Annotated in this window: 6 protein-coding genes; all 6 read left to right on the top strand. The window is 73.3% G+C overall.

All coding sequences use genetic code 11. The annotated features are described in order from the left end of the window. Positions 1-118 precede the first annotated feature (118 nt). From CRO07_RS10355 to CRO07_RS18690, 6 genes are read left to right on the top strand one after another with little or no spacing between them, the layout of a single operon-like run. Positions 119-3,964, top strand: coding sequence for a hypothetical protein (locus CRO07_RS10355; RefSeq protein WP_097030622.1), 3,846 nt, complete (start codon positions 119-121; stop codon positions 3,962-3,964). Continuing rightward, complete coding sequence (locus CRO07_RS10350; protein ID WP_097030621.1) at positions 3,961-4,773, top strand: hypothetical protein; 813 nt, start codon at positions 3,961-3,963, stop codon at positions 4,771-4,773. Before CRO07_RS10355 ends, CRO07_RS10350 begins: the two co-directional genes overlap by 4 nt. Then, on the top strand, positions 4,770-6,896 hold the full coding sequence (locus CRO07_RS10345) for a hypothetical protein (RefSeq protein ID WP_097030620.1): 2,127 nt from the start codon (positions 4,770-4,772) through the stop codon (positions 6,894-6,896). The genes CRO07_RS10350 and CRO07_RS10345 overlap by 4 nt, the downstream gene beginning before the upstream one ends. After that, the gene (locus CRO07_RS10340; RefSeq protein WP_141400051.1) at positions 6,893-11,044 is read left to right on the top strand and encodes a contractile injection system tape measure protein; all 4,152 of its coding nucleotides are present in this window, start codon (positions 6,893-6,895) and stop codon (positions 11,042-11,044) included. The genes CRO07_RS10345 and CRO07_RS10340 overlap by 4 nt, the downstream gene beginning before the upstream one ends. Further along, positions 11,037-12,362 (top strand): ATP-binding protein, encoded by a 1,326-nt coding sequence (locus CRO07_RS10335; protein WP_097030618.1) that lies wholly within the window; start codon positions 11,037-11,039, stop codon positions 12,360-12,362. Before CRO07_RS10340 ends, CRO07_RS10335 begins: the two co-directional genes overlap by 8 nt. After that, positions 12,359-15,772: a hypothetical protein gene (locus CRO07_RS18690; protein WP_097030617.1), complete on the top strand. Its 3,414-nt coding sequence runs from the start codon at positions 12,359-12,361 to the stop codon at positions 15,770-15,772. Before CRO07_RS10335 ends, CRO07_RS18690 begins: the two co-directional genes overlap by 4 nt.

Raw genomic sequence — 15,772 nt, 5'->3', positions numbered from 1 at the left:
AGGGAGGAACCGGTCAGATGCAGGCGATGGACGGATCTGGGGCCTTGGGCCACGCGGTGCCTTGTGCGGCGGGCCGATCGTGACGGACGATTGGGGCAGCGTGCAGCCGGGGCCGGGTATGTCGGCCGGATCGGTTCTGCCGCTGCCGCTGGCGACGGATGCGCCGTATCTGCGCCCGGGCGGGCTGGCCGAGGCGCTGGCCGCGATTGCCGCCCGCGCGCCGCAGCCGTGGCACCACCAGTTGCGCCACGAACCCGCGGTTCTGGCGGCCGAGATCGTGGCCTTCCGGCCCGACGATGCGCTGGCGGCCTTTGACCTTGCGGCCGAATCCGGGGCCACGCCGCTTGTCCGCCATGTGCGCGCCCTTGCGCAGCAGTTGCAGGACTGGATGACCCGCGCCCGCAGCCAGTTGCCAGAGGTCTTTGCCGACACGCTTGATACCCTTGACGCCGAGATGAACCTGCAAGGCCGCGTCAGCCGGCTGGCCTCCAGCCGCGCCGCCGACACCCGCGCCGTGCTGTTCGAGGCGTCGTCGGCGCTGGGTCTGGCCGAGGCGCCGACCAAGGGCCCCCGCAACCCGATCCTTGAGGCGCGCCGCCTGCGCGGCGGCCTTGTGGCGGCGCATCATCAGATGGTTCATGCGGTGGCCTCGTTGCAGCCGGCGGCGCAGGCGGCGCTGCGGGCGCGGCTTGACTCGGGGCGGGTCGATCCCGCGATCGGGCTTCTGGTGGCGGAACTGACGGCCGCGGGCGTGGTCGAGGCGCGGCTGAACCGCTTTACCCGCCGCCATACCGAATTCTACTTTGCCGGGATGCTGGGCCAGCATCCGGCGCCGGCGCAGCCGGAACGGGTGCTGCTGCACATCCCCCCCGGCGCGGCCGCGCATCTGCTGCCGCAGGGTGCGCGGCTGATCGCGCGCAGCGCCGCGGCGGCCCCGGCCGAGTTCCGCACCCTGCTGGCCGCGCCCGTCACCACCGCGCGGGTCGCCGCCACCGGCGCGATCACATGGCAGACCGATCCGCAGGTGTCGGCCCATGCCACGCTGGGCGCGATCACCCGGGTCGTGGCCTCGCTGGATCCGCCCGACCGCGCGATCGACCGCGGCATCTTTACCGCCCGGCTGGCGCAGGCGCCGAACCTTGGGCTTGATGTCAGCTCGGACATGTTCCGCCTGCACGAAGGCCGGCGCGAGATCGAGGTGAGGCTGGAAATGCGCCGGGCCAGTGCGCTGCCCGCCACCGCCACCACCCCGGACACCGATGCCCCGCGCAAGGGCGCCGACCCCGAGGTGTTGCTGGAACTGGCGCGCGATCCCGAACTGGTGCTGGCCTTCGGCCATGCCAGCGTCGAGGCCGGCGCCGCCCTGATCGCGGCCGAGGTGGCGGCCCGGCCCGGCCCGCCTTCGATGGCGCTGATCTATCAGACCCTGGCCGAGCGTGCGCCCGAAGGCCACGCGCTGCGCCTGCTGCTGGGGCGGATCGTCACGCTGGGTCTGGTCGAGGGCGCGCCCTGGCCCTCGGGGCGGTTCTGGCAGGTGCTGGGCGCCCGCATCGACGCCTGCCGCGATGACCTTAGCGGTCAGCGCACCGGCAACGGCCATGGCGCCCGGAACTCGATTCTGGCGGAATGTTTCGCGCAGGATGCGGCGGGGCGCTTCCTGTTCCGCCCCGAGGACGTGTTCCAGACGTTCTTTGCCGACACCTTCGATGTCACCCTGTCGGGCGCCGCAGGCCCGATCCGCCCCGAGGTGCGTCAGGTGTTGCCCAACGGGCCCGGCCAGCCCCCCGGCCTGACCCTGCGCCTGAGTATCGGCCCCGAACAGCCCCCGATCACGGCCGAGGGCGACGCCGCGCCCAGGCTGACCATCCGCTACGGCAGCGCAACGCGGATCTGCCCGGTCAGCTTCTTTGAACGCTACCAGATCGCCCGCATCGGCCTGCGCGTCCGGGTGGCCGGGCTGCGCCGCTTCGCCGCTTTCAACGATGATGGCCCGGTGGCGGCGGATCAAAGCTTCCTGCCCTTCGGCAGCCGCCCCGCCGATGGCGCCACGCTGACGATTGCGGCGCCGGAAATGGCGGTCAAGCCGGTCTCTCGGGTGACGATCGCGCTGGACTGGGCCGATCTGCCGGTGGGGCCGGGGGGGTTTGCCGCCCATTACGCGCAGTATCCGCCGGGAACGGCGGTGCCCGATCCGCAGGTGACCGCCAGCCTCTTGTCGGCCGAGGGCTGGGCCCCGCTGCTGCCGGGCGCCACGGCGCTGGTGGATCGTGCGGGCCCCGACGGGCGGCTGGCCAGCCACTGGCAGCGCCACGGCGCGGTAGAGCGGCCCAGCCGGCCCGATACCGGCGCCGACAGCCTGTCGTTGCCCCGGTCCCGCGGCGAGCTGCGCGCCGGCGCGGTGCGGCTGACCCTGTCGGGGGTGGGCGAGGGGCTGGGGCAGGTGCCCTATACCATGGCGCTGGCGCAGGCGATGCGGCCGCGGCTGCTGCCCATCGGGCCGGCGGCGCGACCGCGGGCGCTGCCCAACCCGCCATGGCTGCCGCGGGTGGCGGCGCTGCGGCTGGGATACGAGGCCGCCGACACCATCCTGCTGTCCGATCACGAAGCCGCCCGCCCGCGCGACCGGGTGCGGCAGGTCACGCCCTTCGGCACCATTGGCCTGTTTCCCGAACGGATCGGCCGCCGCATCGGCCTGTTCCCGGCCCGGCTTGGCTATGGCACGCTGTTTGTCCAGCTGGCCGGCCCCGCCGCCAAGGACCGCCTGTCGCTGCTGTTCGACATCGCTGACAGCGGGCACGAACGCACCGTTCCTGACCGGGTGCCGCTGGTCTGGCACTATCTGACCGACACCGGCTGGCAGGTGCTGCCGGCCACGGCGATCACCTCGGACACCACCGACGGCCTGTTGCGGCCGGGGACGATGGTTCTGGACCTGCCCGATGACGCCAGCGAAACCGCCCCCGACATGCCGCCCGGCGGGGTGTGGCTGGCGGTCTCGGCCGAGCGTCCGGGGTTTGAAACCTATCCGGTGCTGTCCTCGGTCCGCACCAACGGGATCTGGGCCAGTGGCGTGTCGGTCGTGGCGGCCGAGGGGGCGCAGGGGCCGCGCGACTGGCGCTTTGATCCGGGGTTTCCGGGCCTTGGCACCCCGGTCGAGGTGGGCCGCCGCCTGCCGCCGCGCCCGCCCGAAACCCCGCCGGCATGGCGGGCACGGGTGGCCGCGCGGCTGCGCCACCGCGCGCGGGCGGTGACGCCCTGGGATGTCGAATGTCTGGTGCTGGATGCCTTTCCCGAAGTCTGGCACGTCAAATGCCTGCCGCATCTGACCCATGCCGGCCCCGCCCCCGCGCCGGGGCGGGCAACGGTGGTGCTGGTGCGCCATCCGCCGCCGCCCGACCCCGACGGCAGCGTGCCCCCGCAGGAACGCCATTTCGACGTCAGCAAGCTGACCCGCGTGCGCGATCATCTGGAACGCCACGCCAGCCCCTTCGCCGGGTTCGAGGTGGTCAACCCCGCCTTCGACCGGATTCAGGTCCGCGCGCAGGTCCGCTTTGGCCGCGAAAGTCAGGACAGCGCCCGCGCGCACCGGCTGCGCCAGCATCTGGTGCGGCAGTTGTCGGTCTGGACCGCGGCGCCGGATCTGGCGCGGCTGGGCTGGTCGCTGAATGTGGCGCAACTGCGGGCGCAGATCGCGGCGCTGGATTATGTGCAGGAAATCTCGGATTTTTCGGTGCTGCATTTCGCCTCGGACGATCGCGGCATCCATCGGCTGATCGATACCGCGCGCGGGGCGGGGGGGATGCAGGTGATCCGCCCCTCGCGGCCGTGGGCGTTGCCGCTGTCGGCCGCCGATCACGCGATCGAGGCCAGCGACCTGCCGCCGGCACAAGAGGCGCGGCCGACCGGCATCGGCCGGCTGCGGGTGGGGGACATGTTGATCGTGGGTCAGGAGGCAGGTCGGTGACGACGCAGGACAGGACCACGCTGAAATCCTTCTTCCGCGAGGGCGCGCTTCCGACCGCGGAACACTACCGCGACCTGATCGACAGCAGCGTGAACCAGGTCGAGGACGGCTTTTCCAAGACGGTGGCCGACGGGTTGCGGCTGTCCTCGCTGGGGTCGTCGCGCCGGGTTCTAAGCTTTTACGAAGGCGTGGGCACACCCTATCCCGCATGGGTGATGGACCATGGCGACGACAACAGCCTGCATCTGCGCCCCGACCGCGGCGGCGCGGCGCCCGCTGCGGTGGCGGGGCTGACGCTGACGCGCGACGGCCGGCTGGGCGTCCACGAGGCGCAACCCGGCTGCCGGATGGATGTCGACGGGGTGGTGCGGATGTCGGGCCGGATGGGCCGCGCGATCCTTGATGACGACGCCGTGCCCGCCGACGGGCGCTGGCACGACATCACGCCGGAACTGACCGGCTGTCAGGCGTTCGAGGTGATGGCCGGCGTCGGCGGAGAGCCGGGCGAGGGCCGCTATTCCATGCTTCATGCCGTGGCGATGAACGCCTTTCACCCGCGCAACGGGGTGCTGAACTGGCTGTTCGGGCGCCGCCCGATCCGCGCGCAGACCGCGATGTATGGCCGCTTTGCCGACCGTATCCGGCTGCGCTGGGTGCCCACGGCGCTGCGCCATCATTTCCGGCTTCAGATCCGCGCCAACAGCAGCTTCGGCCCGGACAAGGTGATCCGCTATTCCCTGACGCAACTGTGGTTCGATCCGACCATGGCCGGATCGCGCCCGCCCGCCGCGGCGGAGACGCCGAAATGAGCCTTGATCCCCCGCCCCCGCCGCTGACCTTTCAGGCGCTGATGGCGGCGGCGATCCCTGCGGCGCAGCGCGCCTCGGGCGGGATCTGGACCGATTACAACCTGCATGATCCGGGCGTCACGCTGCTGGAACAGACCTGCTTTGCCCTGACCGAGATCGCCTATCGCGCCGACCATCCGGTGCGCGACCACCTGACCGATCCCAAGGGGCGGTTCGCGCCCTCGGCGCTGGCCTTGCCGCTGCCGCGGCGGGTGCTGCCGGGGCGGCCGGTGACGGCGCTGGATCTGGCGGGGCATCTGTCGGCGCTGCCGGGGGTGGCCCGGGTGTTCGTCACGCCGCATCCCGCAACGGGGCTGTTTGCCATTCGCGTGGTGCCCGCCCCGCGCACCGACGGGGCCGTGGCGCTGGCGGCGGTGCGGCGGGCCTTTGCGGCGGTGCGGATGGTCGGATCGGATGCGGCGCTGATCGCGCTGGCCCCGCGCAAGGGGCTGCATCTGCGCGGCACGGTCGGGCTTCGCCCGCTGGCCAAGCCGAACCGCGTCGCCGCAGAGATCGTCCATGCGGTGACGCTGGCGCTTCAGGGGCTTGATTGCGCCGAAGCCTCGGGTCGCGAGGGCGCGCGTCGGGCCGATGTCTGGGACGATCCCGCCGCGGTCTGGCCGCGGGTGCGCAGCGAACCGGGCGATCCGTCGCGCCCCGATCTGGTGCTTGCGGCGCTGGAACGGATCGAGGGCGTCGAAAGCCTGCGCGACCTTGCGCTTGTGGATGCCGAAAGCGGCGCCCCGCTGGCCCCCGCGGCCTTCCCCGGCACCGTGTTCGAGGTGCTTTTGCCGCGGCCGGATGCGCCGCTTCTGGTGCTGACACGCAACGGCGGGCCGGTGCCGCTTGATCCGCAGGCGGTGGCGGCCGAACATGACAAGCTGGCGGCGGCGCGGATCGGGAAGGCGGGCAACCGGCTGGACCGGCGCGATTTCGACATGGGCTATCCCGGCCGCCCGCGCAGCGCCGCCCGCGTGCCGGTCGATGTCGATCTGCCGCGGATCTACCGGCTGCGGGCGGCTGGCCAGATGGCCAGCTATCGCACCATGATCGAGGGCCATCTGGCCGCGGTGGCCGCACCTCTGGCTGGGCTGCGCCGCCGCTATGGCCTGTGCACGCCGCGCGCCGACGAAGATGCGGCCGCGCTGCGCCGCCGGGTCGGGATGCTGGATTATCTGATTGCGCTTCAGGGCGAAGAGATGCCCGGCACCGCGCAGGCGGCGCTGCATGTCTATCGCACCCCCGCCCGTCAGCTTCGCTGGGCGGTGGACTGGCGGGCGCGATACCTGCGCAAACTTCCGGAATTCAACCGTTTTGCCGGCACCGCCCATCCGCATTTCGGCCTTGCCGCGCGGATGGCGCATCTGGCCGATCTGGACCGCGGCCGCCTGCCCGGCGAGGCGATGTCGGCGGTGGGCCTTGCGCTTGATCCCGGGGCGCCGGTGCCGCCGGGCCTTGTGTCGCCGGATGCGATCGTCTGGCACGGGCAGCCGCATGATCTGCTGATGCACCGCGACGGCTTTGCCCTGCCGTTGCCGGCCGCCGATCTTCTGCCGCTGGCGCCGTGGGTGGCGGGGGGGCGCACCACGCCGGCGCTGTTTGCCCGCGCGGCCGATCCCGATGCCTGGCTGCTGGCGCCCGATCCGGCCGGGGGCTGGCGCGTGCTGTTCGAAGGTCAGCCGGGCGGCGATCTGCATGCATGCACCACCTGCCCCGATCGCCCCACGGCCGAGGCGCTGGCGAACCGGCTGTGTTCGGGCTGGCAGGCGCTGAACCGGGCCTGCGAGGGCTTGGTGCTGCTGGAAGACATCCTGCTGCGCGACCCCGGCGATCCCGGTGGCGCCGCACGGGCGGCGGCGCTGGTGGCGGGCTGGACCGCGCGCACCGCACAGCCCGCCTTCCGCCTGCATGTCGAGGACATGATCGGGCGCACCGCCCCCGCCCATGTCCATGTGCGCATCCTGTGGTTGTCGCCTTTCGATGCCCTGTCGCTTGGCCCGGCCCTTGCCGCATGGCGCGCGGGCGCCGAGGGGGCCGGCCCCGCCCTTCGCGCCGCCCTTCGCGCCATCGAGGCCGCGCGATGACCGCGCCGAACCGGATCGGCACGCTGGACTTCCGCTTTGATCTGGCGGCGCGGTCGCGCGCCTTCCCCTCGCCCGAGCGTCTGTTGCTGGCGATCCGGGCCGAGCTTCTCGACGTGATCGACACCACCCTGGCCGAGCTTGCGGTGGCAGGCGCGTTGCGGGTGCCCGCGCTGGATCTGGATCTGGGCGAGCATCCCGACCCGCCCGACTGGCCCACCCTGCGCGCCCGTCTGCGTCAGGGTCTGATCGCGGGCCTTGCGCCCTACCTGCCCGGGCCAGAGGCCCGCCCCGCACCCGCCCTGTCCGGCGCGGAGCCCCCGCCCCCGACGGCCCGTCCTTCCGCCGCGCCTGTCCCCGCAGCCCCGGCCGACGGCTTCGGGCAGAGGCTGACGGTGCCAAGCCCCGCCCCGGCATCCGCGCCCATCGCCTCGCCGGTCGGGCAAGCGGCACCTTCCAGCACCCCGGCCGCGGAGGCGCCCGCCGCCATCGCCTCGCCGGGCGGGCAGGCGGCGCCTTCCAGCACCCCGGCCGCGGAGGCGCCCGCCGCCATCGCCTCGCCGGGCGGGCAGGCGGCGCCTTCCAGCACCCCGGCTGCGGAGGCATCCGCGCCCATCGCCTCGCCGGGCGAGCAAGCGGCACCTTCCAGCACCCCGGCCGCGGAGGCCCCCGCCGCCATCGCCTTGTCGGGCGGGCAGGCGGTGGGGCCCCCGGATGGTCCTGCGCCCGCGCCGCCCGGATCGCGCCCGGATGCGGACCTGTCCCCGGCCAGAGGGCAGCGCCTGCCCGCGGATGCGCCGGGCGTTCCGCAGGCGGCCAGTGCGTCGCCCGGCGGGTCTGTCGCCGCCTTGTCGACGGGGGCCGCCCCCCGACCTGACGCGCAACCTGCCGATCAGGCGCCCCCTGTCGGAATGGCGCCTGCGGCCGACGCGGCAGGCATCGTGCCCTCATCGCTTCGTCAGGCGATTGCATCGGCCTCTTTGCCCGCCCGCCGGGCCGGACTGCTGGCCGATCTGCGCTGGAGAGCGCGCCACGCGCCCGCCCGCCTGCTGGCCGACCTTGGCGCGTTGGCGCCGGGGGATCTGGCGGATCTTGCGGCGCTTGTTCAGGGCGCCTCGCCCGATGTGCAGGCGCTGTTGCACCGGCTGGCCCTGCCCGTGGCGGGCGAGGACCGGCCGCTTGCACGCGCGGTCGCGCGGGTGGTGCAGGCACAGGGCCTTGCCGCGCCTGCCGGCAGCGCCGCGCGTCGGGGTCTGCCGTCCGACCACCGGGCCGCAGACCCCGAAGGGGGGCGCCAGCGCGGCGATGGCGATCCCGCGCTGGATGCCGCAGCGGCGCTTGCCGACACGCCGGACCCTGCATCCGCGCGGAACGCGGCCCTTGCGCAGGTGCTGCACGAACTGGGCGCCAGCGAAGCCGCCATCGCCGCGTTTCTGGCACCGATCCGGGCGCAGCGGCCCCTGCGGGCCGATGGGGGGAACGATCCGGGCACGCCCATCGCAGGCCCGAGCGTCGCCCGGCCCGCGCCCGACCCTGTTCCCATGGCCGGGGCAGGGTCGGACAAGACGCAGGGCGCCGGCAATCGCGATCTGTCGCCCGCGGCTGCCGCTATTGACGCAGAGGGCCTCGCCGCGCCGCAGGCTGGTGCGGTCCATCGCGATACCGCGGCCACACCCCGGCAGCCGTCGCCCGCGCCCGGGGTGCCCGTGGATGACGCGGACCCCGATGGGGTGCGACGGGGCCGGTGGTCGCATCGCCCCGCGATCGCGCATGACGCGTGCACCGGGCTGCCTGACCGTCCTGCGGCCGATGTGGCACCGCGCGTCGCGGTTCCGGCGGATCGGCCGGTGACGCATGGCCCGCCGCCCTTGCCGGCAGGCGCCGATCCGGCGCATGGTCCCGACGCACGGGGCTGGAAAGATCCGGGGGGCTGGAAAGATCCGGGTCGCGGTGACGACGCCCGCGGCACGCCTGCGACGGAAAACCGGCCGAGGGCGGACAATCCGGCCCGCCCCGGCGCGTTGGCCGCCTCGCTGCCCGAAACCACAGCCGATCGGGCCGGGCTGCCGCAAAAGCCATCGGGTCAAGTCGCCGGGCCCGAAAGCGAGCCGGGTCAGGCCGGGCCGCCGCAAGACGCGGCGGGTCCGTCCGGGGCGGTGCGACAGGCCAGCCCGGCCGCGCCCGATCCGGCCCCGGGGGGGACGGGCTCGGCGCCCGGCTCCGCTCCGGGCGCCGCCGAAGCCGAGCCGGGCGCCCCGATCCTGCCGGCCGGCCCGGCGGGCGAAGACCGCCCCACCGCCACCGAGGTCCGCCCTGCCGCCGAATGGCCCGATGACCCAGCCCGGATCGGCCGCCATGCACCTGCCATGACTGATCGCGCGGGCCGTGGTCAGCCGGTAAGCGCCGACCCAGAGGCAGGCGGCACCGCAGAACCCGGCTCTGCGGCCGGCGACCCCACGGCTGTGGCGGTGCGATCCGCCCATGCGCCGTCGGTTGGGCAAAGGGCGGCCTCGGCGGTGGTGGCGTCGGGGGCCGCCGGTCTGGATGCGCGCGCCCCCCCGGCCAAGGCAGGCGGGTCAGCGCCCGATCTGTCGCAGGCTTTGCCGGAGGGCGCGCGGCCTGCCACATCCTTGCCCGTCATGCAGGGCGATGGGGCCTTTGCCACGGCACCGTCCGCGGCTTTCGGCGCCACGCCCCATGCCGATGCCGCTGGTCTGGCGCAGGGCCTGTCGCCCTCGCCCACGGCCCAAGGCACGGCCGGGATGCCCCCCGCGGCGACCGAGGCCGAGGACAGCCTTGGTGCGCTGTTCGATCAACTGGCGGGGGATCGCGCGGGCCGGCTTCGCGCCGCGTTCGAAGCGATCTGGCGGGCGGTGCCCGACCCTGCGCCCGAGGATCGTCCCGCGTTCTGGGCCGCCGCTCTTGCCGGGGTTGAGGGGCGGCAGAACCACAGCGCCGGGCTTGGCCCGGCCCTTGCCGCCTTCCTGCACGCCGCTCTGCCGCCGGCCGAGGCACGGATGCCGCTTCTTCGGCTGCTTCTGGTGCGGATCGGCTATCCTCGGCCGGACCTGCCCGCCGATCTGCGGGCCGAAATCCTGACGGCGCTGCGGGGGATGATCCCGGCCGAGCCCGCGCCCGACAGATCGGGCCGCCGCGGCCCGGCGCCGATGGATGTCACGGGGGCCACCCCGGACGCGGCCGGGCCGGGTCGTCCGATGCTGTCCGCGGCCGGGCCGGGGCCGGTGGCGACGACGACAGGGCCGACACCCGCCGATGGCGTCCGCGCGGATACCGCGCTGCCCGCAGGTGCGGACCGAGGCGGCACCGACAGCGCGCCCGCCTTGTCCGGGACCGCGGCCGCAATGCCGATAAGGTCGGGCGCGGCGACGGCGCAAGATGGCGCAGACGGCCCGCGCGACGGCCGCGTAACGCAGCGCGGCACGCCGGCGGGGCAAGAGACCGCGCCGCCGCAGCGCGGCACGCCGGCAGAGCAAGAGACCGCACCGCCGCAGCGCGGGGCGCCGACGGAAGAAGAAACCGCGCCACCGCAGGGCGGGGCGCTGCCAGCGCCCTGGGCGGCACCCGTTCAGCGCGGATCGCAGGCCGATGTCCCGCGCGGCAGGCGGGCCGGGCCGGATCAGGGCCATCTGCTGACCGCGCGGGCCGGTCTGGTGCTGTTTCACCCCTTTCTTCCGCTGCTGTTCGACCGGCTGGACCTGCGCGCCGACCGCACCACCCTTGCCGCCCATGGCCTGCCGCGCGCTGCGGCGGCGCTGGCGGCGCTGGCGGCATCGGGGCCGCGCGACGGGCCGCTGGACCCGCTGGAACGGCTGCTGCTGGCGCTGCCCGACGGGATCGAGCCGGACCCCGCGCCTCTGGCCCCGGCCGAGACGGCGCTGATCGAGGGCCTTTTGCGCAGCGTCATCGCGCAGTGGCGGCGGCTGGGCCAGACCTCGCCCGAGGGGCTGCGCGAAACCTTCGTGCGCCGCCGTGGCGTGCTTGAGCGTCGCGCCCCCGACCCGCCGCGGCTGTTCGTGGACAAGGGGCCGTTCGACATGCTGCTGGACGGGCTGCCGTGGTCGCTGACGCAGGTCGCGCTGCCGTGGATGGCGCTGCCGCTGTCGGTCAGCTGGAGAGAGCGCCGTGACTGATCCCCATGCCACCGCGCTGGCCTGCGAACTTGACTGGTTGACCGGGGTCATCACCGCGCGGCTGACGCATTTCTTCGAAGGCGGCGGGCCGCCGTTCACGCTTGCCCCGCCGCCGGCGCTGCCAGAGGGCTCGGCGCTGGGGCAACTGGTGGCCGCGGCCGCACTTTCCCCCGAGGCGCGGCTGGTTCTGGCGCTGGCACTGGCGCCGCAGATCAGCCCGGCCGCGCTGGACCCGTTCTTTCTGCGCAATACCGGCATCGACCGGCAGTTTTCCGAGTTCGGCGCGGCACGCCCGGATGCGGCCAGCTTTGTGCCCTCGGTCGTGACCGCGCTGTTTCTGCTGGGCGGGGGCGATACCGCGGCCCGCATCCGCGCGCTTGGCCTGTTCGCCCCCGACCACGCGCTGCGCCGACTGGCCGGCCTGACCATCGCCGAGATGCGCGACGGTGGCGGCATCCTTGGCGGCGCGCTTGGCCTGCCCACTCATCGGCTGCTGGCGCTGTGCACCGGCCAGCCGCCCCGGCCCGACTTTTCGCCCGGCTTCCCCGCCCGCCAGATCGCCACCCGGCTGGACTGGGATGACCTGATCCTGCCACCGGCGATCCGCCACGACCTTGACCATGTGGTGACATGGTTCCGCAACCGGGCGCTGATCCGCGACGGCTGGGGCCTTGGGCGCCGGGTCGGGCGCGGCTTCAAGGTGCTGTTCCACGGCCCGCCCGGCACCGGCAAGACGCTGACGGCGGCGCTTCTGGGCCAGCGCACCGGGCTGGACGTGTTCCGCATCGATCTGTCGATGGTGGTGTCGAAATACATCGGAGAAACCGAAAAGAACCTTGCGCAGGTCTTTGACATGGCCGAGCAGAACGACTGGATCCTGTTCTTCGACGAGGCCGACGCGCTGTTTGGCGCGCGCTCGGTGCCCACGGGATCGAACGACCGCCACGCCAATCAGGAAGTGGCCTATCTGCTGCAACGGATCGAGGATTGCCCGGGGCTGGTGATCCTTGCCACCAACCTCAAGAACGCCATCGACGAGGCGTTCTTTCGCCGCTTCCAGATGGCGGTGGCCTTCACCCGCCCCGACGAAGGGCTGCGCCGCGCGCTGTGGCAAAGCATCCTGGCCCGCGTGCCGCTGTCGCCCGAAGTCGATGTCGCGGCGCTGGCGCGGGGGCATGAACTCTCGGGCGGCTCGATCACCAATATCGTCCACCATGCCGCCATCGGCGCCCTGCGACGGGGCGCGGCCACGGTGGGGGCGCACGATCTTCAGCAGGCGATCTCGGTCGAGATGCGCAAAGAGGGGCGAACCGCATGACACGGGTTTCCTTCGGAAAAATCGTCGTGCTTCTGGCGGGGATGTGGCTGGGAACCGCAGCACTTGCCGCAGATGAGCCGACCGGCGGCACCCCCGGTTGCGCGCCGCTTCTGACCCTGCCGGCCCGGCTGCCAGACCCCGCGCTGCGGATCGACAAGATCCACCGCGGCCTGCGCTCGATGCTGAACAACTGGAGTGCGGCGCTGTCTGACAACCGCCTTGGCCCCTACACCCGGCAGGCGCTGCATGAACTTTGCCTGTCGGTGCCGCTGGACCCGGGGGTGGATGTGGTGGCCGGCACGCTGGCGCTGGCGCAGGATTACGGCGAGGTCGCCGAGGTTCACGAACTTTGGCGCAGCTATGCCACCGATCCGCGGCTGGCGCCGCGGCTGACGGCGGTGGCGGCGGGGTCCAGCGTGACGCTGTTGCCGTTGCGGCTGGCCGGGCCGCCGGCCCTGGCCAAGGGCGCGCTGATGGAGGGCGGCTTTGGCCCCACCTGCCCGCAGGTCGATCCCGGCACCCTGCCGGCGGATGCGAAAGAGGGGCTGGCCGCGCTGACGCGGGCGGGGGCGGGGCTGTGGCCGAACCTGTCCAGCCTGTGCCCGGCGCTGACGCCCGCCGCGGGCGGCAACGCTTCGGTCGCGGCGACGCTGGCGGTTTATGGCGGGATCGAACGGGCGCTGCCCGGCGCGCTGGCCGATCTGCTGTCACCCGATTTCGCGGCATGGCTGACCCGCGATCAGGATGACCGCGTGCCGCGGCTGATGGGCACCGATGCCGCGGTTCTGGCGCTGCTGCGCGACTATCGCGCCGCCGGTGCCGCGCCGCCCCCGCAGGCGGCTGTGGCGCCGGCCGACCCCGGCCCGCCCACCGTGACGGCGCTGGATTACTTCGCGATCGAGACGGCCGATTTCGACGCGATCAAGCGCGCCCTGACCGCCGATCTGGATCTTGGCTGCCTTGAGGGGCAAGGCTTTGCCACCGCCGCGGCGCTGAAGGCTGCGGTGATGACGGCGGCCCGCGCCAGCCTTCTGGGCGGCGAGGGCGGCTGCGCCCCCAAGCCCGAGGCCACGCCAGAAGCCAAGGCCGCAGCCGAGGCCGAAGAAACGCCGCCCGATCCGCGCATCGCCCCGGTCACCGACCGGATGCTGGCCCGGATCGGTGCCGCGCTGGACAGCAACCCCCAGCTGATGGGCCATGCCTTCACGCTGGACGATGCCAAGCTGAACGGCCTGCTGCTGGTGCCCGTCACCGCGCCCAGTGCCGCAGCCCTTGGCAAGTTGCGCGGGATCGTCGCCGCGACCCGCGCCGAACTGGAAGCCGCGGTCGAGGCGACGATCCGCGCCACCACCCGTGACGAGATCGAGGTCCAGGTGGCCGCCGCCGCCAGCGCGGTGGCCGGGGCGGCCGAACCCGTCGATCCGGGCTTTGACACCCGGCCCGCCGGCGTGCCGGAATTTCCCGACCTGCCGACGCCGCCCGCGATCGGTGTGACCGAGGCGACGGATGGTGTGATGACGGTCATGGTTCAGGACAAAGAGTTCTGGACCGCGCTGATGCAGCACGAATTTGCCCCGGCCTCGACCCCGGATGTGCTGAAGGCCGATGTGCGCCGCGTGCTGGAACCGATCGCGGCGGCGAAGGTCGAAAAGACCGTGGCCGCGGCCATGGCCGCAGTGGCCGAACGTGGCGTGGTGACCGAAAGCTGGACCGTGACGCCGGATCTGGTCGCGGCTGTGGCGGCGGCGGCTTCCATCGGCAGTGACGGCCTTTTGCGCGAGACGCTGGCGCGGCTGGTGGGGCTGCCCTATCCGTTCCTTCCGCTGTTTGAATCCGCGCTTGACGCCGCGCTGGCCGAAGGGGCGGCGGCGGCGGCGGAGGTGCCCGCGCCCGCGGACCGGCAGGCGATCCGCGAACTGGTGCTGTCGCTGGCCCGCCAGCGGGTTGTGCCGGGCGCCCTGAGCGACGCATCCCGGATCGCCGCAACCGATTGCGGATGCATCTCGGAACGCGAGGATAACGCGCAGGTCTATGCGTTTTTCCCGTTCTGGCGGCTGGATGGTCAGGATCGGTCCTTTGGCCGGCAGGCGGTCTCGGCGGTGAATTTCCGCCTTGTGGACCGGATCGCGCTTTACGGGCTGGAACTGTCCGACCGGCTGCCTGCGGGCGCGAACGACTGGCTTGACCGGGTGGGGGCGCCGCTGGTGCGCGCGGCCCATATCCACCGCGCCAAGGCCGATTACGCCATCACCCTTGCCGGCTGGCAGGACTGGTCGGCCGACCGCGTCGCCCGCGCCGTGTCCGAGATCGCCCGCATGGTCGCGCCGGTGCCGGGCGCGGGCCGGTTCGGCACCACCCGGCCCGACGGGGTGACGCTGATCTTTCCCGGCTATCACGACAGCCACCGCACCACCACGCCCGATGCCGGCGGCATCCACCGCTGCCGCCCCGCAGAGCCGTGCTGGACCATCCTTTCGCTGGTCGAGGGGCTGTCGCGGCAGCTTCAACCGCAGGGCCAGACGATCAACATCGCGCTGGATCTGGCCATCGACGAGGCCGCCGCCGACGAAACCGGCGAAAGGCCCGCCCTGCTGGACGAGCTGTGCAGCATCCTGGCCGATCCCGCCGACTGCCACCGCGCCGATCCCGACCATACCACCCCGGTCGATCCCCGCTCTGATGCGGGTCAGGCGCTAAGCTATCCACTGGTGGACCGGGTGCTGGTGTTCCTGCCGCGCCCCACCAGCGACAGCAAGAAGTTCCTGCGCTATGGCCTGGACTGGGGCATCTTCCACGGCGAAGCGCGCGAAAACGTGCTGCGGCGCATCCTGCCCGTGGTCCCCCCGCTGGAGGAGATGTCAAGCGCCCCGGTTCAAGCCCGAGAGCTTGAGACCCTGACGACCGATCTTGTCTATTATCAGGACAATTTCGGCGGCGTGGCGTTCTGGCCCGCGCCCGACCCCGCGGCCCCGACCGAAGCCGCGCTGTGGGGGGCCTTTGCGGGTCAGCCGGCCGGCGGCGAGGCCGGCGGCCCCGTGACCCGAGGCTCTGACTGGATGACCGAGAACTGGGTGTTCGCCTGGGTTCCCGGCGCACCGGCGGCGCGCGGGCTGTGCGTGCTTATCTGCCCGAACCGCGGCAGTCTTGGCCTTGCGGCGGGGCTGATCGCGGGCTTTGTGCTGCTGCTGGTGGCGGGGTCTTTCGTCAGCGGTCTGGCGCCGGGCGTCAGGCTGCGGCGGGGGCTGGTGGCGGTGGGGACGGTGGCGCTGCTTGCGATCCTGGCCGGGCTGTCGGTCTGCGATCCGCTGGCGGTGGTGGCGCCGGTGGTGCTGGTGGGGCTGATGCTGGGGATCTTTGCCGGCGCGGTGCTGACCGCCTGGCAGGTGGCGCGCAACGGGCCGATGCCCTAG

Origin of the sequence: Cereibacter ovatus (genome assembly GCF_900207575.1) — a bacterium.
GTDB lineage: Bacteria > Pseudomonadota > Alphaproteobacteria > Rhodobacterales > Rhodobacteraceae > Cereibacter_A > Cereibacter_A ovatus.
This window is presented reverse-complemented; position numbering and strand designations above follow the sequence as displayed.

What these genes read in the sequence shown, in the direction of transcription:
- CRO07_RS18690 (WP_097030617.1), top strand. Translation starts at nt 12,359, where the DNA reads ATGACACGGGTTTCCTTCGGAAAAATCGTCGTGCTTCTGGCGGGGATG.
- CRO07_RS10340 (WP_141400051.1), top strand. Translation starts at nt 6,893, where the DNA reads ATGACCGCGCCGAACCGGATCGGCACGCTGGACTTCCGCTTTGATCTG.
- CRO07_RS10345 (WP_097030620.1), top strand. Translation starts at nt 4,770, where the DNA reads ATGAGCCTTGATCCCCCGCCCCCGCCGCTGACCTTTCAGGCGCTGATG.
- CRO07_RS10355 (WP_097030622.1), top strand. Translation starts at nt 119, where the DNA reads ATGTCGGCCGGATCGGTTCTGCCGCTGCCGCTGGCGACGGATGCGCCG.